The sequence below is a fragment of the Wujia chipingensis genome, assembly GCF_014337155.1.
GTDB lineage: Bacteria > Bacillota > Clostridia > Lachnospirales > Lachnospiraceae > Coprococcus_C > Coprococcus_C hominis.
In genome coordinates, this window is sequence record NZ_CP060632.1 from 272842 (window position 1) to 294036 (window position 21195).

22 protein-coding genes are annotated in these 21195 nt (G+C 47.4%); 21 read left to right on the forward strand and 1 reads right to left on the reverse strand.

Annotated features, from left to right (window positions below; genetic code table 11):
• Positions 1 to 141 precede the first annotated feature (141 nt).
• The 9 genes from tmk (at position 142) to H9Q76_RS01325 (ending at position 9447) form a co-directional block, all read left to right on the forward strand.
• A complete protein-coding gene (tmk, locus tag H9Q76_RS01285) occupies positions 142 to 771 on the forward strand; it encodes a dTMP kinase (RefSeq protein ID WP_249321407.1) in 630 nt (209 codons plus the stop codon).
• Between the two features lie 78 nt (positions 772 to 849).
• Positions 850 to 1251, forward strand: coding sequence for a YaaR family protein (locus H9Q76_RS01290; RefSeq protein WP_117780515.1), 402 nt, complete (start codon positions 850 to 852; stop codon positions 1249 to 1251).
• Between the two features lie 28 nt (positions 1252 to 1279).
• The gene (holB, locus tag H9Q76_RS01295; RefSeq protein WP_021984772.1) at positions 1280 to 2281 is read left to right on the forward strand and encodes a DNA polymerase III subunit delta'; all 1002 of its coding nucleotides are present in this window, start codon (positions 1280 to 1282) and stop codon (positions 2279 to 2281) included.
• Positions 2278 to 3222, forward strand: a complete 945-nt coding sequence (locus tag H9Q76_RS01300) for a PSP1 domain-containing protein (RefSeq protein ID WP_021984771.1) — start codon at positions 2278 to 2280, stop codon at positions 3220 to 3222. Before holB ends, H9Q76_RS01300 begins: the two co-directional genes overlap by 4 nt.
• A complete protein-coding gene (locus H9Q76_RS01305) occupies positions 3212 to 3970 on the forward strand; it encodes a tRNA1(Val) (adenine(37)-N6)-methyltransferase (protein WP_021984770.1) in 759 nt (252 codons plus the stop codon). Before H9Q76_RS01300 ends, H9Q76_RS01305 begins: the two co-directional genes overlap by 11 nt.
• Positions 3971 to 4807: a 16S rRNA (cytidine(1402)-2'-O)-methyltransferase gene (gene rsmI, locus H9Q76_RS01310; RefSeq protein WP_195541603.1), complete on the forward strand. Its 837-nt coding sequence runs from the start codon at positions 3971 to 3973 to the stop codon at positions 4805 to 4807.
• 61 nt (positions 4808 to 4868) lie between these two features.
• Positions 4869 to 6854: a cellulase family glycosylhydrolase gene (locus H9Q76_RS01315; protein ID WP_249321408.1), complete on the forward strand. Its 1986-nt coding sequence runs from the start codon at positions 4869 to 4871 to the stop codon at positions 6852 to 6854.
• 42 nt (positions 6855 to 6896) lie between these two features.
• Positions 6897 to 8135 carry an AI-2E family transporter gene (locus tag H9Q76_RS01320; protein ID WP_249321409.1) on the forward strand — a complete coding sequence of 413 codons (1239 nt, stop codon included), beginning with the start codon at positions 6897 to 6899 and terminating at the stop codon, positions 8133 to 8135.
• Between the two features lie 4 nt (positions 8136 to 8139).
• A complete protein-coding gene (locus H9Q76_RS01325; protein WP_249321411.1) occupies positions 8140 to 9447 on the forward strand; it encodes an ATP-binding protein in 1308 nt (435 codons plus the stop codon).
• Between the two features lie 3 nt (positions 9448 to 9450).
• Here the strand turns inward: H9Q76_RS01325 and H9Q76_RS01330 are convergent, their stop codons facing one another.
• Positions 9451 to 10074: a hypothetical protein gene (locus tag H9Q76_RS01330; RefSeq protein ID WP_117780458.1), complete on the reverse strand. Its 624-nt coding sequence runs from the start codon at positions 10072 to 10074 to the stop codon at positions 9451 to 9453.
• A 213-nt stretch (positions 10075 to 10287) separates the two neighbouring features.
• Between H9Q76_RS01330 and H9Q76_RS01335 the strand changes: the two genes are divergently transcribed.
• From H9Q76_RS01335 to H9Q76_RS01390, 12 genes are all read left to right on the forward strand, one after another.
• Positions 10288 to 10770 carry an Lrp/AsnC family transcriptional regulator gene (locus H9Q76_RS01335; RefSeq protein ID WP_117780459.1) on the forward strand — a complete coding sequence of 161 codons (483 nt, stop codon included), beginning with the start codon at positions 10288 to 10290 and terminating at the stop codon, positions 10768 to 10770.
• Positions 10767 to 11945 carry a pyridoxal phosphate-dependent aminotransferase gene (locus H9Q76_RS01340; protein ID WP_118671294.1) on the forward strand — a complete coding sequence of 393 codons (1179 nt, stop codon included), beginning with the start codon at positions 10767 to 10769 and terminating at the stop codon, positions 11943 to 11945. Before H9Q76_RS01335 ends, H9Q76_RS01340 begins: the two co-directional genes overlap by 4 nt.
• On the forward strand, positions 11939 to 12430 hold the full coding sequence (locus H9Q76_RS01345; protein ID WP_021984761.1) for a tRNA (cytidine(34)-2'-O)-methyltransferase: 492 nt from the start codon (positions 11939 to 11941) through the stop codon (positions 12428 to 12430). Before H9Q76_RS01340 ends, H9Q76_RS01345 begins: the two co-directional genes overlap by 7 nt.
• A 5-nt stretch (positions 12431 to 12435) precedes the next feature.
• Positions 12436 to 13611, forward strand: a complete 1176-nt coding sequence (locus tag H9Q76_RS01350) for a TIGR01212 family radical SAM protein (protein WP_227573199.1) — start codon at positions 12436 to 12438, stop codon at positions 13609 to 13611.
• 388 nt (positions 13612 to 13999) lie between these two features.
• Positions 14000 to 14422 carry an A24 family peptidase gene (locus H9Q76_RS01355; RefSeq protein WP_181985525.1) on the forward strand — a complete coding sequence of 141 codons (423 nt, stop codon included), beginning with the start codon at positions 14000 to 14002 and terminating at the stop codon, positions 14420 to 14422.
• On the forward strand, positions 14412 to 15284 hold the full coding sequence (locus H9Q76_RS01360; protein WP_021984758.1) for a P-loop NTPase family protein: 873 nt from the start codon (positions 14412 to 14414) through the stop codon (positions 15282 to 15284). The genes H9Q76_RS01355 and H9Q76_RS01360 overlap by 11 nt, the downstream gene beginning before the upstream one ends.
• A gap of 4 nt (positions 15285 to 15288) precedes the next feature.
• Positions 15289 to 16542 carry a CpaF family protein gene (locus H9Q76_RS01365; RefSeq protein WP_117780463.1) on the forward strand — a complete coding sequence of 418 codons (1254 nt, stop codon included), beginning with the start codon at positions 15289 to 15291 and terminating at the stop codon, positions 16540 to 16542.
• Positions 16523 to 17251 carry a type II secretion system F family protein gene (locus H9Q76_RS01370; RefSeq protein WP_195541597.1) on the forward strand — a complete coding sequence of 243 codons (729 nt, stop codon included), beginning with the start codon at positions 16523 to 16525 and terminating at the stop codon, positions 17249 to 17251. The genes H9Q76_RS01365 and H9Q76_RS01370 overlap by 20 nt, the downstream gene beginning before the upstream one ends.
• Positions 17252 to 17254: 3 nt before the next feature.
• Positions 17255 to 18610, forward strand: a complete 1356-nt coding sequence (locus H9Q76_RS01375) for a type II secretion system F family protein (protein ID WP_118671292.1) — start codon at positions 17255 to 17257, stop codon at positions 18608 to 18610.
• Positions 18611 to 18633: 23 nt separating this feature from the next.
• Positions 18634 to 18807 (forward strand): Flp1 family type IVb pilin, encoded by a 174-nt coding sequence (locus H9Q76_RS01380; RefSeq protein ID WP_117780466.1) that lies wholly within the window; start codon positions 18634 to 18636, stop codon positions 18805 to 18807.
• 22 nt (positions 18808 to 18829) lie between these two features.
• Complete coding sequence (locus H9Q76_RS01385; RefSeq protein ID WP_118671291.1) at positions 18830 to 20296, forward strand: DUF5702 domain-containing protein; 1467 nt, start codon at positions 18830 to 18832, stop codon at positions 20294 to 20296.
• A 152-nt stretch (positions 20297 to 20448) separates the two neighbouring features.
• Positions 20449 to 21168: a TadE family protein gene (locus H9Q76_RS01390; RefSeq protein WP_249321412.1), complete on the forward strand. Its 720-nt coding sequence runs from the start codon at positions 20449 to 20451 to the stop codon at positions 21166 to 21168.
• Positions 21169 to 21195: the final 27 nt, after the last annotated feature.

Genomic DNA, 21195 nt, shown 5'->3' on the forward strand with positions numbered 1-21195 from the left:
TATAAGACCTCCTTATTCTTCTGTTTCGCTCTTTTCGCAAAACACAACTAAGTATAACATATAATAAAGAAAAAATCTATGGTAAAATCCTTCTAATAATGGTATAGTATAAATAGCTATGCGAAGGAAAAGGTAGGACAAATGAAGGGAATTTTTCTGACGATGGAGGGACCGGATGGTTCCGGCAAGACAACGCAGATTTTGAAATTGAAAGAGCATTTGATGCAGCACGGCTATGACGAAGTTGTTGTGACGAGAGAGCCGGGTGGAACGGTGATCAGTGAAGCAGTTCGCGGGATTCTTCTGAACCGGGAATATGCGGAGATGGATGACCATACGGAGGCATTGCTTTATGCAGCGGCACGTGCACAGCTTGTGGCGCAGGTGATCAAACCGGCACTGGACGCAGGAAAAGCGGTGATTAGTGACCGTTTCGTGGATTCCTCTGCCGTCTATCAGGGGATGGCACGCGGACTTGGCGTCGAGAAGATTTATGAGCTAAATGGATTCGCGATGCAGGGAATCTGGCCGGATCTGACGATTCATCTGGATCTGCCGGCGGAAGTTGGACTTGCCCGTGCAAAATCCCGCGCAGAGTTAGACCGGATGGAGGCACAGTCCACCGCTTTTCATGAGAAGGTGGCGCAGGGCTACCGTGATCTGGCGGCACTTGCCCCGGAGCGAATCGTGACGATTGACGCGACACAGGACATCGACGCGATACATGCGGCAATCGTGGACAAAGTTGAGAAACTGCTTGCCGCAAGGTAAGTTGCAACAAAGATACCGAAAGGAGGAGAGTACGTGGACAACAATGTGAAGATCAGTCAATTACAGCAATTGACGCAGATGGAAGCCCCCAAGAGCCAGAAGGCGACGGACGAAGAGTTCAAGTTTACTCTCATCCGCAACATAGATAAAGCCGATCTGAAGGAAAAACTGACCGGACTGATGAAGGATATTGAGGAGCAGGGCGAGAAGATTGCCAAGCACATGGATATCAAGGATATGAAGAAATACCGCACCTCTATCAAAGAATTTATGAATGAGGTTGCGGCAAATGCACATGAATTTTCAAGAGAAAATTTCTTAGATCGCCGCGGCAGACACCGGGTGTACGGTATCATCCGGCAGGTGGATAAAAACCTTGACGATCTGGCACAGGAACTGATGAAGGAAGAGAAAGATCATCTCGCGATCCTCGGCAAGATCGATGATATCCGCGGATTGCTGATCGATATATCAACATAAACGAATAAAAAGAAAGTGAGGGAACGCTATGGGATTTAAAGGAATAGTGGGCCACGAGGACATAATTGCACATTTTAAGAGCAGCATCGAAACGGGAAATGTTGCGCATGCGTATATTATAAGCGGAGATGCCGGCAGCGGAAAAAAAGCGCTTGCCTATGCATTTGCGGAGACACTGGAGTGTGAGGCAGGCGGTACAGAAGCCTGTGGAACCTGTCAGTCCTGCTTACAGGTTTCAACCGGAAACTATCCGGATATCATCACGGTAACGCATGAGAAGCCGAATCTGATTTCAGTGGATGAGGTTCGTGACCAGCTCATAAATACAATTGACATCAAACCGTATAAAGGAAAGTATAAGATTTACATTATCCCGGATGCGGAGCTTTTGAATGTACAGGCACAAAATGCCATGTTGAAGACGATTGAGGAGCCACCGGCGTATGCGGTGATCCTGTTGCTTACGACAAATCTTGATAAGCTGTTGGAAACAGTGAAATCCCGTTGCCTGAAGCTGCAGACGAAGCCAATCCGTGAGCGCGATGTGCTGGCATATCTGACGAATGTAATGGGACTGACAAAGGAAAAGGCATATTTCTGTCTCGATTTTGCACAGGGTAATCTTGGAAAGGCAATCAAGCTCGCAGGCAATGACGAGTATGCGGCGATCGTGGATTCGGTTGTTGGCGTGCTGGCGCATATCGACGAGATGGATGTGGAGACGCTTGGAAAAGCGGTCAAGGATATCGAGCAGTTTAAGATGTCTATGAATGATTACATGGATTTGATGATGATGTGGTACCGGGATGCCATGATGCTGAAGGTAACCGGAAATGTCGATAAAATCCTGTTTAAAAACGAGTTTTCTATCTTGAAGAAACAGGCTGGAAAGCTAACATTTAAGAGCATCGAGGACAAGATTGATGCGATCGCAAAGGCAGAGCAGCGACTGCTTGCCAATGCGAATTTTGAAGTGACAATCGAACTGTTGCTTCTGACTTTAAAAGAGGAGGCATCGGCTGAAGAATGAAAGAAGTAATCGGAGTTCGTTTCCGTGAGAATGGAAAGATATATTTTTTCAATCCGCTCAATTATAAGATTGATCCGGGCAGATATGTCATTGTGGAGACACAGCATGGCGTAGAGTTTGGAAAGGTTGTGCTCGGACGCAGAGAAGTGGATGAGACGAAGCTGCAGGGCGAGTTAAAGCCGATCATCCGGATCGCAACCGAGGCGGATGAGAAGAAGCATGCGGAGAATTTAGAGAAAAATAAAAAAGCAATGGTCATCTGCAAGGAGAAGATCGAAAAGCGCGGTCTGGAAATGAAGCTGATCGGAGCGGAGTATTCATTTGATAACAGCAAGGTATTGTTTTATTTCACGGCGGATGGCAGAGTGGATTTTCGTGAGCTGGTCAAAGATCTGGCAGCGGTATTCAAGACACGTATTGAGCTGCGTCAGGTAGGTGTGCGGGATGAGACAAAGATTCTCGGCGGCATTGGCATCTGTGGCAGACGGCTTTGCTGTAATGCACATCTGTCGGAGTTTGGACCAGTTTCCATCAAGATGGCAAAAGAGCAGAATCTGTCGTTGAATCCGGGGAAGATTTCCGGTGTGTGTGGCAGATTGATGTGTTGCCTGGCTCATGAGCAGGAGACTTATGAATATTTGAATAAAAAACTTCCAAATGTTGGAGATGTCGTGAAGACATTTGATGGCAAAACCGGCGAGGTAACGGCAGTTAGTGTCCTGCGCCAGAAGGTAAAACTGAAGGTGGCACAGGAAGATGATACATTTGAAATAGAAGAGTACAAGGTCGATGAGCTTCGTTTCAGGCCGAAGAAAAAAGGCGGTCAAAAAGGTGGCGGCCATGGTAAGAAGGGCGGCAATGATGGCTCGTCCGACAAAGAGTTGAAGGAACTGGAGAATCTGGAGCGCAAGGAAGGAAAGTCAAAGCTCGATGAGGACTAAGGATGAGAAAGAGAAGTGGCTGAAACCGGGTGAGCGGATCGATGATCTGCAATGCCGTGGCTACGATATCATTCAGAACAAGGACGTATTCTGCTTTGGCATGGATGCAGTGCTGCTTGCAGATTTTGCGACAGGTGCGCCGAATGGTTCCGTGATCGATCTTGGGACCGGGACAGGCGTGATCCCGATGCTGATGCAGGCGCGCGGCAAGGGCAGACATTTTACCGGACTTGAGGTGCAGGCGTACAGCGCGGATATGGCGAGGCGTAGTGTGCAGATGAATGGATTGGAGACAGAGATCTCTGTTGTGGAAGGCGATATGCGGCAGGTGCGGGAGCTTTTCAAACCGGGAAGTTTTTCTGCGGTTACAAGTAATCCGCCCTATATCAAGGGTAATCATGGGCTGGAAAATGAGAATTCCCCAAAGAACATTGCGCGGCATGAGATATTGATGGAGCTTTTGGACGTGATAAAGGCAGCGGCGTATCTGCTTTGTGAGGGCGGTACATTTGCGATGGTACATAAACCATTCCGACTGGCAGAGATCATACGTCTGATGTCAGAGTGCCGGATCGAACCGAAGCGTATGTGTATGGTGCAGCCGTATGCAGACAAGGAGCCGAATATGGTTTTGATTGAGGGAAATAAAGGCGGTCGGACGATGCTCAAGGTAGAGCCGGCACTTGTTGTATATAACAGGGACGGTTCGTACACCGAGGATCTGCTGACACGATATGGAGACAGATAAATGGCAGGAACATTGTATTTGATTGCAACGCCAATCGGCAATCTGGAGGATATGACCTACCGGGCGGTGCGGCTGCTTGGAGAGGTAGATCTGATCGCGGCGGAGGACACGAGAAACAGTATCAAGCTGCTCAATCATTTCGACATCAAGACGCCGATGACTAGCTATCATGAACATAATAAATATGAAAAAGCACAGGTGCTTGTAGGCAAGCTTCTGGAAGGCATGAATATTGCAGTGATTACGGATGCCGGAACGCCGGGAATTTCCGATCCGGGAGAGGAAATCACGAAGCAGTGCTATGAGGCAGGAATCAAAGTGGTTCCGGTGCCGGGGGCGTGTGCGGCGGTCAATGCACTGATCGCGTCCGGGCAGGCAACCAGACGATTTGCATTTGAAGCGTTTTTGCCGATGGATAAAAAAGAACGGCAGGCGGTACTTGCGGAGCTGGCGCGGGAGACGCGTACGATGGTGGTCTATGAAGCACCACATCGTTTGAAGAAGACATTGCAGGAGCTGCTTGGCGTGCTTGGAAACCGTTCGGTTACGGTCTGCCGGGAAATCACAAAGAAGCATGAGACATTCTGGAAAACGACGTTGCAGGAAGCGAGCGATTTCTATGCGGAGGAAGAGCCGAAGGGCGAATGTATTTTGGTGATTGAAGGCTTGTCGCGGGAAGCAATCGAGAAGGAAGCACAGCAAAAATGGGAAGCGATGAGCATTGAGGAACATCTGCAGATATATCTCGATCAGGGAATCGACAAAAAAGAAGCGATGAAGCTGGTCGCGAAAGATCGTGGCATTTCCAAGCGGGATGTGTATGCGGCAAGTATATAATCCGGACGACGGATGAAGATAAATGAGGGTTACAAAGAGAAGGGAAAAGGGAGGAAATGCAATGAAACAAACGAAGAGAAGGATTCTCGCATGGTTGATGACAGTCGTACTGGTGCTCAGTGTGGTGACAGTGCTTACGCCGGCGAAGGAGGCAGAGGCGGCTGCGGCAACCGCAGTTTCGACACATGGAAAGCTGGCAGTCAAGGGTACACAGCTGGTAGATAAGAATGGACAGCCATTCCAGATTCATGGTGTGAGTACACATGGACTGCAGTGGTTTGGTCAGTACAATAACAAGGCAGCCTATCAGACGCTGCGCGATGACTGGGGCGCAAATGCGATCCGTCTTGCGATGTATGTCGATGAGGGCGGTTATTACAGCGACCGGAACGGTATGAAGAAAAAAGTAACAGATGGCGTGCAGTATGCAACAGAGCTTGGCATGTATGCGATTATTGACTGGCATCTGTTAAACGTGAATCCGAAGAATTATACGAGCGAGGCGAAGAGCTTCTTCAAGGAGATGGCACAGAAGTATAAAAATTACGACAATGTCATCTATGAGATCTGCAACGAGCCGAGCAACTGTCCTTGGTCTGATATCAAGAGCTATGCGACAGAAGTCATTCAGACAATCCGTGCATATGACAAGGACGCAATCATTATCGTAGGAACACCGACATGGTCACAGCTTGGAAATCAGGGACATACGTATGAGCCGGCGGATGATCCAATCCGAGGCTACAGCAATTTAATGTATGCATTTCATTTCTATGCTTCTGAGTCCAGCCATAATCAGTGGCTGACGGCGAAGATCGGTACTGCGATCGACAAGGGACTTCCGGTATTTGTATCCGAGTTTGGACTGTCCGAGGCGAGTGGAAATGGAAATGTCGATCTGAACAAGGCGGCAGAGTGGATGAAGCGGTGTGATGACCGCAACGTCAGCTATTGCGTCTGGAGTTTGTGTAATAAGAATGAAAGTTCTGCCCTGATTAGGAGCAGTTGTGGAAAGACAAGCGGCTGGAACATTGATGATCTGACGAAGGCGGGACAGTTTATCCGAAATCATTACAGAAGCCGGATGGAAAATACGGCAGAGAACAATCCGGAGGTAAAGAATCTGGCACCGAACATCACGGTATCTTACAAGACACATGTGCAGACATTTGGTTGGGAAAATGAAGTATCCAATGGTAAAATGGCAGGAACTGTCGGAAGTGCAAAGCGTCTGGAGGGTATCACAATCCGCGTATCCGGGGACAGTAATCTGGGTATCCGTTATAAGACGCATGTGCAAAGCTATGGCTGGCAGGACTGGAAAGAAAATGGTGTGATGAGTGGAACGACGGGAGAGGCAAAACGTCTGGAAGCCATCTGCATTGAATTGACCGGCGCCAACAAGGATAAATACGATGTATATTATCGTGTGCATGCGCAGACGTATGGTTGGTTAGATTGGTCCAAGAATGGAGAGATGGCAGGAACCGAAGGTCTGGCAAAACGTCTGGAGGCAATCAATATCGTGATCGTACCAAAGGGTGCAAATCCGGGCGTTGCAACGTCGAAGACGTTTGTATCCGCGTATCCGGGTAGCATCAATTACAAAACGCATGTGCAGACGTTTGGCTGGGAGAATAACTGGCGCGCTGATGGCACGATGAGTGGAACAAGTGGAAAGGCAAAGCGTCTGGAGGCAATCCAGATTCGCCTTGGAAGAAATATAAACGGTGGTGTCCGTTACAAGACACACGTACAGACATTTGGCTGGCAGAATTGGGTATCCAATGGAACAACGAGTGGAACGAGCGGGCTTGGCAAGCGTCTCGAGGCAATTCAGATTGAACTGACTGGACAGGCAGCACAGCAGTATGATATTTACTATCGTGTACATGTGCAGTCATACGGTTGGTTGGATTGGGCAAAGAATGGTCAGATGAGTGGTACAAGCGGTCTGGCGAAACGTCTGGAGGGAATCCAGATTGTGCTCGTACCGAAGGGAGCTGCGGCACCGGGAAAGACAGCGAGAGCCTGCATCAACCGGTAGAATAGAAGGAGGCTTGCTGTATGACTGATACAGCAGATTAGAATGAAAGACAAAAAACATCTGGTACAATTGATACTTGCGATTATTACTTTTACGGTACTTCTGATATTTGTAGTCAATCATCTGCATATTATAAGTGGATTTTTCGGTATGGTTTTTTCTGTGCTGCTTCCATTTTTGATCGGATGCGGGATTGCGTTTGTGTTGAATATTCCGATGCGCGGAATCGAACAGGGAATCTTCAAGAATGAAAAAAAACGCCTGTACCGGTTCCGGCGCCCGATCAGCATGGTGCTTACGTATATCGCGGCACTGCTTTTTATAGCGCTTGTGCTGTTTGTAGTTGTACCGGAGGTTGCGGATACGGTTGGAAAGGTGAAAGAGCTTCTGCCCGGATTTGTAAACCGGGCGAAGGAGCTTGCACTTGCATATACGAAGAATGTTCCGGCAATATCGGAGAAGATTGCCGGCATTGAACCGGATTTTGACCAGATATTCTCGTTCTTCAATGATAACGGCGGAGAGATCATGTCGGCGACGGTTTCTATCTTCTCATCTATCATTGGAACCGTCATAAATATATTTATCGGGATTATTTTTTCCGCATATATTCTGGCACAGAAAGAGAAGCTCGGCAGGCAGACGAAGCTTGTCATCTATGCGTTGTTCAAGGAAAAGACGGCAGATGAGCTGATGGTGTTCGGTAAGATAGCAAGTACGACATTCTCCAAGTTTTTTACCGGACAGTTCCGGGAGGGTATCATCCTCGGAATCATGTTCATGATTGCGATGGCAATCGCGGGCATACAATATCCGCTTACGATTGGCGTTCTGATTGCATTTACGGCATTGATACCGGTGTTTGGTGCATTTATCGGACTTTTTATCGGATGCTTTCTGCTTCTGGTTGTTGACCCGAAGCAGGTGCTGTGGTTTGTGTTATTGTTCTTTATTTTACAGTTTATAGAGAATTATTTTATCTATCCGAAGCTTGTCGGCGGAGACATTAATCTGCCCGCGATCTGGGTGCTTCTGGCTGTGATTGCCGGCGGAGACCTGATGGGTGTGGTCGGAATGTTTATCTTCATTCCGCTTGTGTCTGTGCTTTATGCATATTTCCGGTCAATCGTGTACCGGAGAATAAAAAAACGGGAGATTAATGTTGATGACAAACAGGTGCCGGACGATGTAGTCCCACTTGAATCGGCAGGCAGGCGGCTGTTTGCAATGAAATCAAAAGTCGAAAAAACGGACAGTAAAAAACAAAACAAGGAGATGTAACAACATGTACAAAGAAGTACCGGGACTCGTTTTATATCGTGATTTAGGGCAAGACAGTATCTTATATTGCATGGCGGATATTTTTGAGGCATGGGAGAAGAAGACGAGTACCAAGGAGGAATTGGTCACACGGATTTACCAGCAGATCAAGCGGATTCTGGATGTGGCAACAAGCTATGGCTTCAACCGGAATCTGTGGCAGGATTATCTGGCGTTTTTGCTGATCACAAATGAGAATTCATTTACGCTTACCTGCGAGAAGGTTGGCGCAGGAGATGGCTCAGTCAATGCATTTGCAAAAAATGATTATGCAATCTTCAAGCGGTTGTTCCATTTTGATTTTGCACCGATCGAGAAGGATCTTGGCATTGACTGTTTCACAACAATCACGAATTACAAGTCACTGCCGAAGAAGGAACAGATGTATAACCAGAATGTCAGTGAGAAGGTGCGTGATATCAGCGACCGTGTCAGCGAGGCGGAAAGTGTCGATGAGATCTTTGCTATCATGACCGCTTTTTACAAGCAGTATGGTGTTGGCATGTTTGGTCTGAACAAGGCATTTCGTATCCGCCATGATGAGGGTAAGGAACTGGAATTTATCCCAATCACGAATACAGATAAGGTAATGCTGGATGATCTGATTGGTTATGAGATCCAGAAGAAAAAGCTTGTAGATAATACAGAGGCGTTTGTGCTTGGAAAGAAAGCGAATAACTGTCTGTTGTTTGGCGACAGTGGTACCGGTAAATCCACAAGTATCAAGGCAATCATTAACCAGTATTATGAGCAGGGACTGCGTATGATTGAGATTTACAAGCATCAGTTTAAGGACTTATCTGCTGTGATCTCGCATGTGAAGAACCGGAATTATAAGTTTATCATTTATATGGATGATCTTTCCTTTGAGGAATTTGAGATTGAGTATAAATATCTGAAAGCGGTCATTGAGGGTGGACTTGAGACAAAGCCGGATAATGTACTGATCTATGCAACCTCAAATCGTAGACATTTGATTAAAGAGACATGGAATGACCGTGATGATGTGGAGACAGATAACGGTATGCATCGTTCCGATACGATGCAGGAGAAGCTTTCTCTCGTCAATCGTTTCGGCGTGACGATCAGTTACTCCCGTCCATCGAGAAATGAGTTTAACGATATCGTGCTTGGACTGGCAAAGAAGCATCCGGAGATCAGACTGACCGAGCAGGAGCTCTTAGCAGAAGCAAACAAATGGGAACTTTCCCATGGCGGTGTATCCGGTCGTACGGCACAGCAGTTCATGAATTATCTGTTAGGAAAAGCATGATTGCTATTTTAGCCCGGATTTGATAGAATGAAGCTTAATTTGAATTGTCTTGCCGGACAGAGAGGTGATGGACTCTGCTTTACGGATTAGTTCATCCAGATGGTCTGTGTCGTGTTTGTCCGCATAGATGGTTGCAAGCATCGTGTAGCTGGCGGTAATGTCAGAGCCGATAGAGACTGCATAAGATAGAAACTGCTCGGCGCTGGAAACGTCATTTGCTTCGAGTAATGTTTTGCCGATCTTGTTCAGAAGCAGGATCAGATCGGCGTAGGCGTCATCGCAGGCAGACAACGTATCTAAGTTGGCAGGACCATACGTCATCTTTAAATCCGTATTCGTATACATAGAGAGATTTAAGATTTTTTTGCCCGCCAGTGCATACAGTTCGTCCGCAAGCCCGGAATGACCGCATGCGGAGAGTGTATCAACTGGAAGCGTATCCAGAGGGATTTCGATATAGGGAAGGGTGGAGATATCCGCCTTCCGTACGGAATTTGCTTCAGATTCGCGTTCGAGAAGACTCTCGCGGCTCTGCCCGTGTGTTTTCTTAAACCGGGAGACATTTCGCGAGACAACAAAGCATAAAGCTAGAAAAGAACAACAAATGATAATCGTAATATAATGCATAAAAATAATCCTTTCGGGAGGTAAAAATTCATGTTATTTGATTTCAGTAACAAAAAGAAGACAAAGAGAATCGCAGCAATCATCTGCGGCGTACTGGTATTTGCCATGGTCGTTGGATTGCTTGTTTCTGCAATCTAAATGCATCTTTTCATCAATGTATCATGGACGGGATGTAAATTCAAGGTTGCGACTAAATATTAGGAGGTAGATGTGATGAGAAATGAAATTTTGAAGCTGCTCGAAACCGACAGCAGACTGACAGTGAAGGATATCGCCGCGATGATCGGCGCGGATGAAGCCGCGGTGGAAGCGGATATCAAGGCAATGGAAGACGAGAGCATCATCTGTGGATACCATACTATGATCGACTGGGATAAGGTTGGCGAGGAGATGGTAACAGCCATGATCGAGGTCAAGGTTACACCACAGAGAGAAGCGGGATTTGACCAGATCGCGGATCGTGTCAGAAATTTCGATGAAGTACATTCCGTCTACCTGATCGCAGGTGCGTATGACTTTATGGTTGTTATTCAGGGAAAGACATTGCGGGAAATCTCTCATTTTGTATCCGAGAAGCTGGCAATCATCGAGGATGTCATTGCAACATCCACGAATTTTGTACTGAAAAAATATAAAGACCATGGTGTTATTTTCCAGACACCAAGTCAGGACGAAAGGTTGGTAATCGCACCGTGAGAAATCCATTGTCAAAAACGATAGAACAGATTAAGCCATCTGGAATCCGGAAGTTCTTTGACATTGTAAGTGAGATGCCACATGCAATCTCACTTGGTGTTGGTGAGCCGGATTTTGATACACCATGGCATGTTCGATCAGAGGGTATCCGTTCGCTGGAAAAAGGACGGACATTTTATACATCGAATTCCGGATTGATTGAACTGCGTCAGGAAATCTGTAAATGGTATCAGAGAAAATATAACGTATTGTATGATTATAAGACCGAAGCACTGCTGACCGTCGGTGGCAGTGAGGGTATCGATGTGGCACTCCGTGCCATGCTTGATCCGGGCGATGAGGTTATTATCCCGGAGCCTTGCTATGTATCGTATGTACCTTGTGTACAGTTGATCGGTGCTGTGCCGGTTACAATCGAGTTGAAAAATGAGAACCAGTTCCGTCTGACATCGGAGGAGCTGCTTGCAGCGATTACGGATAAGACGAAGATTCTGATTCTTGCATTTCCAAGCAACCCGACAGGTGCGGTTATGACGAAGGAAGATTTGGAGCCAATCGCAAAGATCTGTCAGGAGAAGGATATTTACGTGATCTCCGATGAGATTTATTCCGAACTTACATATGGCGGTCAGAAGCATTGTTCGATTTCATCCCTGCCGGGCATGAAGGAGCGGACAATCGTTATCAACGGTTTCTCCAAGGCATATGCGATGACCGGATGGAGACTTGGTTATGCGCTTGCCCCGGAGGTAATCGCACATCAGATGACGAAGATCCATCAGTTTGCAATTATGTGTGCACCGACCACGAGCCAGTATGCAGCTATCGAAGCAATCAAAAATGGCGATGCAGATATCGAGAAGATGTGCAAGTCGTATGACCAAAGACGCCGGTTCCTGCTGAAGAAATTCGAGGAGATCGGACTTCCGTGCTTTGAGCCGCATGGCGCATTTTATGTGTTCCCATGCATCAAGGAGTTTGGCATCACGAGTGACGAATTCGCAACGAGACTGCTTCGTGAAGAGGAACTTGCAGTTGTGCCGGGTACGGCATTTGGTGACTGCGGCGAAGGATTCCTGCGTATCTCGTATGCATACTCAATCGAGCAGCTCAAAGAGGCGATGGGAAGATTAGAGAGATTTATTGGACGATTAAGAGAGCAAAAGACATGTTAAACATCGTATTACATGAGCCGGAAATGCCGGCAAATACAGGAAATATCGGACGTACCTGCGTGGCAACGGGGGTGCGTCTGCATCTGATCGAGCCACTTGGATTTTTATTAAATGACAAGATGGTGAAGCGCGCGGGACTGGATTACTGGGATCGTCTGGATGTGACACGCTATGACGATTACAACGATTTTCTGGCGAAGAATCCGGGCGCGAAGGTTTATATGGCAACGACAAAATCAAAGCAGAAATACACCGATGTGAAATATGAGGATGACTGCTTTATTATGTTTGGTGCCGAGAGCAGAGGGATTCCAGAGGAGATTCTGCTTCAGAATAAGGAAACCTGTGTGCGAATTCCGATGATGCCGGGCGAACGTTCCCTGAACTTATCGAACTCGGTTGGTATCGTACTGTACGAGGCGTTAAGACAGTTGGATTTCCCGGGATTAGAGACAGAAGGACAGTTGCATCATTATCAGTGGTAGAGATTATGAGACAGGAAAAATGGCTGGATAAGCCGTATTATTCATTGGATGCATATATGAAATACACCTATGGACAGAAGGTGTACAAGATTGCGGTCGACGCAGGGCTTACCTGCCCGAACCGTGATGGTACACTTGGCGAACGTGGGTGTATTTTTTGTAGTGCCGGCGGAAGCGGCGATTTCGCAGTGCCAATCGCAGGTGGTGGCAGGCAGGATGGACAGAGCGTGGTTGGTGCTTCGGCGAATGGCCGTGTGTACGAGCATCGGTCGAAACGGGATTCGCGCGGGGCATCGACAGAGGTTTATCATAAGGAATATGAGCGCCGGGGAAGCTGCGTCGATGTGGAGCGGAAAACGCTTGATATCAAACGGCAGATGGAACGTGGCATGGCGAAGTTCCATAAGAAGGTCGGAGAGAAGTTCGTCATTTATTTTCAGGCATACACGAACACCTATGGAGATCCGGCATACTTGGAACGCATCTGGCGGGAAGCATTAGAAGAGGAGTCGGTCGTTGGAATCAGTATTGCGACAAGACCGGATTGTCTGGGGATTCCGGGAGTATCGGTAGCTGTAAAAAAAGCGGAGATGGCTGCAGTGGAGAACCAGTCCGGAAATGCAGAGACAGTTATTTCGATACTCGGAAGATTGCAAAAGGAGTATGCCGAGAGTGGCAAATTCATCTGGATTGAACTTGGACTGCAGACGATGCATGAAGCAACAGCAGAATATATCCGCCGGGGATATCTGCTCTCTACCTATGAAACAGCGATTCAGGCACTTGCAGACAACCATATCCCATATATCACGCATGTGATCTTAGGGCTGCCGGGCGAGACGGAAGATGATATGCTTGCGACGGTGCGGTATGTGTGTGGACAGCAGGCAAAACCTTTTGGAATCAAGCTGCAGCTGCTGCATGTGCTGCGAGGCACGGATCTGTGCGGGGATTATGAGGCAGGCAGCTTTGAAGTGCTGTCACAGGATGAATATATTGAGCTTGTTATCAAATGTCTGGAAGTGATTCCGGAGGATATTGTGATTCATCGTGTCACTGGCGATGGACCGAAAAATATTTTAGTCGCGCCGCTCTGGTCGGGGAACAAACGACAGGTGTTAAACACCCTTCACCAGAAGATGAAAATCGAAAAAAGAGAACAGGGTACATGGGCAAAATAAAAAAAGTTTTGCCCATTTTTCTAGTATTTATGCGGGCTCCCGCAAATGTTCCAAACTTACGCTTTACAAAATCTATCCAGCCGTGGTATAGTCAGCTCGTGGTCGAGAATCGTTGTTCTGGCGTAGTTCGGTCACAGTCGAAAAAGTAACAATCATAACGTTTTCCAATTATTTGTTTTACGAATTTCAATGGAATTACCCAACAAAGAATTTGCAGAGTTTGTGAATAACTATGCGTGTGTTAAGCTCTGCCTTTTTTAGGAATTTTATAAGCTATGTGAACGAATAATTTGGAAAACTGCATGATTGGAACCGTGTTTATGCACAGAAAAGGAGGTGCGCAATCTGGAACGTTATACTTGGTATATGGTTATTGGGTGCGGTCGTAGTGGACCTTAGAACGTATAAAATTCCGAACCGGTTTTGCCTATGTATGATTGGCTGCGGTTTCCTGCTGCAGGGGTATGCACATGGCGTGGAAGGACTTTTGGCAGGTGGACAAGGCATGCTGATTGGGTTTGCAACCCTGTATGGGCTGTTCTGGATTCGGGTATTGGGTGCCGGGGACGTAAAGTTGTTTTGCGCGATCGGCGCATTTATGGGAAAAGAAGTGTGGAATGTGCTTCTATATACCTGCATATTTGCAGGTGGACTGGCAGTTGGAAAGCTGGCGGTTATACTGGCGAAACGAAGAAAAATGCCGTTTTTGTCAGAAGCAGAACGGACGGAGGGTGTGCGGATGCACATGTCGGTACCAATTCTGCTTGGCTATATTGCGTATGTGACAGGGGGTGTGTCGATTGGCATATAAGGTGTGTCTGCTGGATTCTGATCCAGCATATCAAAGGGCGTTAATGGAATATCTGAATTTGCGGGCAACAATTCCGATCCAGCTTTATGTATTTTCGAATCCTGCGGTGTATGCCGCTTTTCGGGAGCGGGAGAAACCGGAGCTGATACTGGTTGGAGACTGCTATGCGGACTGGAAGGACGCGGAGGACTGCCCGGTTCTGGTGCTCACGATAAACCGCGAATATATCGGGCGGACGCAGTATTTTTTTCGGTACCAGAGTGTGGAACATCTGGTTGAAACGATGCTTCAGATGATTGGAGCGAATCAGCCCTGTGTGACAGAAACAGGCATGTTTTATGCCGTGTATTCCCCGCTGGGGCGATGCGGAAAAACGACGTTTGCCAAAAAACTGTGTGAGCGGATTGGGAACAGCCTATATGTGAATTGGGAAGGCATTTCGGAATGCTTAGATGAAAAAGGGATTGGAAGCTGGATGCTCTATTGCATGAAAAGCAGAAATGAGGAATGTCTGGAGTATTTGCAGGCAAATGCGGTTGCGAGTCTGCCGCCACCGGAATGTTTCCGGGATATCCGGCAGATCGAGATTGAGGATCTTCGATGGTTCCGGGAAGCGATTCAAAGACGCGGACAGTATGCGGGTGTAGTGTTTGATATTGGAGGTATGGCATTGGCAAGTTATGCAGTATTTGGCGCATTTGACCGGATCTTGATACCGACGCTTCGAGATACAGTTTCTCAGAAAAAACAGAAGGTATTCGAGCAAATGTTGCGTCAGGAATATGAAAAAACAGAGAATCTGCAATATGTCCAGTTAGAAGGACAGGATGTGGATCAGATAGCAGACATGTATGTGAGGTAATGGAATGGAACTACGATCTTTGCGGGAACGACTGAAAATGCGTGTGGCGGCAGAACTGGATCTGACAAGGGATGTGGAGGATGCAGAGATTGCGCGGATGATCGACCGGTGCATCCTCGAAGAGACAAAGGATCAATATGTCCCTTTGAAGGAAAAGGTCGGTCTGCGGGTGGAGTTGTTTAACAGCCTTCGGCGGCTGGATGTGCTGACGGAGCTTCTGGAAGATGAGACGGTAACGGAGATCATGGTCAATGGACAGTCGGATATTTTTGTAGAGCGGGATGGTGTGATCCGGCGCTATGAGAAGGGATTTTCGTCGGAGGAACGACTGGAGACAGTGATTCAGCATATTGTCGGGGATTGTAACCGGCGGATCAATGCGGCGTCTCCAATCGTAGATGCGCGGCTGATGGATGGCTCGCGTGTATGTATCGTGACAAGACCGGTGTCGCTTGGTGGACCGGTGATCACGATCCGGCGGTTTCCGAAACAACGGATTGATATGAAAGCATTGATTGCGATGGGAAGTGTGGATGCAGGCGTTGCATCGGTGCTGCGGATATTGGTGCAGGCGGGGTACAACATATTTATCTCCGGCGGTACCGGTTCCGGCAAGACGACAATGCTGAATGCACTCAGTGATTTTGTGCCAAAGGATGCGCGGATCGTGACGATTGAGGATTCGGCAGAATTACAGATCCGCGGTGTGGAAAATCTGGTTCGGCTGGAGGCACGCACGGCGAATCTGGAGGGCGAAAACGAGATCACAATTCGGGATTTGATTAAGGCGAGTCTCCGGCTCCGCCCAGATCGGATCATTGTGGGTGAGGTGCGGGACGCGGCGGCAATCGATATGCTTTCTGCAATGGGAACCGGACATGATGGGTCGCTGTCGACCGGACATGCAAATTCGGCGGAGGACATGCTGGCACGATTGGAAACGATGGTGCTGATGGGAATGGAGATTCCGCTTCCTGCCGTGCGCAGGCAGATTGCATCAGCGGTGGATATTGTCATTCATGTGAGCCGGCTGCGGGACAAAACCCGCAAGGTAGTAGAGATATGTGAGGTAAAAGGTATGGAACATGGAGAAATCAGATTAAACACATTGTTTGAGTTTCAAGAGACGGGCGTGCGAAACGGAAAGGTGCAGGGCGTGCTACGGAAGGTAAATGACCTGCTGCATCTGGAGAAGATGCAGAGTGCAGGGATGATGGAAATTTTTGAGGAGGTGGTTTGTGGATTACCGGGTGTATAGAGCGGATATCAGGTTTTGGATGATCGTGATTCTGCTAAGCTGTGCGGTTGGAGGTAGTGCAGGATATTTATTTTTTGATGCGTGGTGGGGATGTCTGTTGATTCCCATATGTATCCCCGTGGTGCAAAAACGGCTCCGTCAGGGCTGTCTGCAAAAGCAGACGCGGCAGCTGAAAACAGAATTCCGGGAAGTGATGACGCTGGTGTCAGGAAGTATCAGTGCCGGGTATTCGTTGGAAAATGCGTTTGTACAGACATACCGGACGAGCGCGGAGGAGTTCCCGTTGATGGAAGCGGAACTACAGATTTTGACGAATGGTATTGCCTGTCATAAGCGGATCGAACAGCTCCTGATGGCACTTGCAGATCGAAGCGGCGTGGATGAAATCCGGGAACTGGCAGCTATGATTGAGGCTGCAAAACGCTATGGCGGCAATATTCCGTATCTGATTCGCCGGATGGTGCGACAAATGCAGGAGTCTGAGCTGGTGGAACTGGAGATTCAGACGGTGCTGGCTGCGAAGAAATTAGAAGGACGCATTATGCTGTTTGTTCCATTTGGAATTGTGTTGTTTCTGCGTATGACAAATGCGTCTTATATGCAGGTGCTTTACACCACTGCGACCGGGAGACTTTGGATGGGCGTCTCGTTGGCGGGCATTGGTTTGTGCGCGTGGTGGATTGAAAAAATAATAAGAATCGAGGTGTAAAAAATGGAGTTATGCATAGGAATACAGGCAGCACTTGCCTGTTTGGCAATCTTATCGAGAATCCATTTCAGTAAATACAAAGATGGAGATATCAAAGGGCTGAAACATATCCGGGAGGAAGTGCAGGCATTGCGGGTGTTGACGCGGCGGGAGGCGCAGACGCTTGTTCGAACGCGTGTAAAGCAGCTGGTCTGGACAACCATTGCAATCCTGTTTGCAAGTACTTGTATCGCGGAGGGACTACTGTTTAAAAGCATGCAGCAGTCAGAAAGATTGGACACACAAGTCGTGAAACGGACAAATTATGATGGCAAAGTGAAAACGGAAGATATCCGGCTGTCGGTCGATGACAAAGAATATACATATACGATGGAAATTGAACCAAGAGAATACACGGAGGAAGAATTCTATCAGCAGGCACAACAGCGGATTACGGAGTTGGAATCGGAAATATTAGGTGACAATCCGGATCTGGAGCATGTAAGCCGTTCTCTGAATTTACCAGGGGAGGATGCAACAGGGGTATTTACCTATGCGTGGAGATCAGACAATCCCGCAGTGCTTTCCTCTTATGGAAAGGTAGACTTGGAGGAAGTGACAGAGACGGTGATCGTGCTGCTGACGGTAGAGGTATCGTATCGGACATATACGATAGAACATAGCTTTCCGGTATCTGTGGTGAAGGATATGCGTAGGAAAGATGCGATAGAACGGGTAGAAGACGCACTTTTTCAGTTGGAACAGGAGACAAGAACCGATGAGGCACTGGTTTTGCCAGAGCAGCTCGGGGAAGTAGGCATTTCGTTACAGAAACAAGAACATGGACAGGCAATGACATGGGTGATATTTGGCATTGTGCTGGCGGCGGCTTTGCCGGTCTGGCTGTATGCAAAATGGAAAGAAGAACGGAAAAAAAGAAACAATGTGCTAATGGAACAATATCCGTCTTTTGTAAATCGCCTGTGGCTGCTGCTTGGATCGGGAATGACGGTGCAGACAGGAATCCGGCAGATTCTATCAGAAATGGAAAAAGATTGGTTGTTAAGAAGAGAGCTGGAATATGCGATGCATCAGCTTGACACTGGAAGTGAGGAGAGCTGGGTGTATGAGCAGCTTGGCCGGCGGCTGGAACTGCCGGAATATTACCAACTGCTACAACACATCAGTCAGTATATTCGTATGGGAACAAAGGATCTTAGAAATCTGATGGAGCAGGAGATGCAGCAGGCGTTGGAAAAACGCCGGGAGCTTGCAAAGAAAAAAGGAGAGGAGGCATCAACAAAGCTGTTATTTCCCATGATCCTGCTGTTGGTTCTTGTTATGGTAATGATCGTATATCCGGCTTGGGCCGGATTGTAGAGGATAGAAGGGATGTGAAACGTATGGGTGCATGGAAACGGTTTATGCAGGAGGAGGACGGAATGGGAGTCGTCGAGGTTATATTGATCATCGTCGTATTGGTTGCGATGGTTCTCATTTTCAAAGAACAGATTTCTGCATTGGTCGAGACAATCTGGACAACCATTAACAGGGATGCGAAGAAAGTATATTCGTAGAAAACAAAGACAGGAGGAGAATATGAACAACAAAGGAAGAATCGTTGTATTCATCAGTATGATAACAGCTGTAATGCTTGTATTGATCACACTTGTAATACAGGTGGTGATATTGAGTGCTGCTAAATCAAAAAATGTGATTGCAACCCGCCTTTCCATGTCGGATATCAAAGCCTGCTACAACAGCTACATATTTGAGCATTATCATATTCTCCTTTTTGATAAGACTGCGGGCGGAAAGGGCGAGGCTTATCTGGAGGAATGGCTGGAACAGGCATATACGGAAAAACTTGGCGCGGAGTACACGGATGTGCGGGCATCAATCACGGATATGACAATGCTCACAGATCAGTCATATGCGCCGCTTAAAAAACAGATGCAGGAATATATGGTTTACGCGGCAGCGGAAAAAGGTGTGCAGATGGGCGTGGATCAGATGAAAGAAAAAACAGGCGGACAGGATGGAACATTGCCAGAGGAAGTGAAAGAGGATATGGAGACGGCGGAAGTGAAAACAGATGGAATGGATGTAGCTGATGTAGATGATACATCGGATGCAGGTGCGTTGGGTTCAGAAAATATGGATGCAGAAAATCCAACGATACAGCCAGAGGTGGATGATCCGCGTGATTATACAAAGAAGTTATCCAGCAGTATTATTTTGAATCTGGTGTTACCGGGGGACAAGACAGTTTCTGATGCAACCATATCGCTGGTGGATGCACCAAGTCTGCGATTGATAGGATTTTTCTCTGATTACAAAGAAGTGGATCGGGATTTTGACAGTATGGTTCCTTTGCTGGAGGGATTGACGGCGCTTGGTTCGTGGCAGGATTCATTGACGGACACGGGATTACAGCTTGCCTACATCGGTCAGGTGTTTAATTCGTACAGGGAAGAGAAAAATGATACAGCAGTGCTTGCTTATGAACAGGAGTATCTGATTGCAGGAAAGTCTTCAGACTATGAGAATTTAAAATCGGTGGCGCATCGGATGATTGGAATCCGCTATCCGATCAATTATATCGGATTGATCCGGCAACCGGATAAGATGCAGACATTGACGGAACTGGCAACAAGTATTGCGGGAGCTGCGCCATATCTGATTCCGGCTCTTAAATACTTTTTGGCGGGCTGCTGGGCATATATTGAGTCAATAGCAGATGTGAGGATTTTGTTTGATGGAAAAAAGGCTCCTTTTATGAAAAATGCGGATAATTGGATCACGGATATTGAGCATATCAGTGAAAGCTTGTCGAAGGAGACGGAGGATGCAGAAAACGGACTGGATTATCAGGCGTATCTGTCAATTTTACAGGCGATGAATATCGACGGTGCGACGGCGCGGATGCTGGATCTGATGCAGATCAATACGATGCAGGAGGAGAAGGAATTTCGGATATTGCATGCCGCAGTTGGACTGGAAGCAGACTTTGAAAGTACCTTTGGTGGACATCGGTTTCAATATCACCAAAGCGCAGCGTATTAAAAGATGAAAGACTCTTTCGTATTGTTTTCCGGGGATTTCTCAGGACGGTTGAAACTATAAAAAACCTCTCCGGGTGCTGGCCAAAGCAATAATTGAAAACTTTCTTGTCTATCCTGAGGAGTTCTCGGAAAGCAATAGGAAAGAGGTGTGTTATGGGTAAAATAAGAAATCAGGGAAGTGCATCACTGGAAGCAACGCTTGTGATGTCGGTGTTCCTGCTGGCGATGGTATCGTTGTTTTGGATGGCTCAGAGTGTGCTTGCAGAGACACAGGTCTACGAGGCAGCGGCAGAAACAGCAGAGTATATGGCAGAAATTGCATATCTTGGGGCAGCAGATACGGCGGTTGCATATTTGCGGTTTCCAAAGTATGCAGATGAAAAAGAAACAGTGGAACGGTATGTAAAGCATGGAGTCTCTGGTGTACAGTTTCTCGGAAGTGAGATTGGCGAGGAATATATTGTGCTCCGGGTAAGTTACGCGATGGAACATCTGGGCACACGATCGTTTACAATCCGAAAACGGGCATATACAGGGGCTGCGAGGGAAGATACAGAGACGGATGCGGTACGTGCGGAGGATGCATATGTATATGTGACGGACAATCAGGCAGTGTATCACATGACACGCAGATGCAGTTATCTAACCTTGCAGATTCAGGCAAGTACGTTGGAACAGGCAAAACATAATGGATATGATATGTGTGCGTTTTGCGGGAAGGATGTGCAGGGAAGACAGGTTTATGTGACAAATGAGGGAGACCGTTACCATAGCAGTCTGACGTGCAGCGGGTTGAAACGGACGGTGTACCGGAAGAAGAAAAGCGAGGTAACCGGGCTTGCGGCATGTTCCCGTTGCGGTGCAGGAAATTAAAAGAAGAGAAACAAGGAGGGTGAAGAG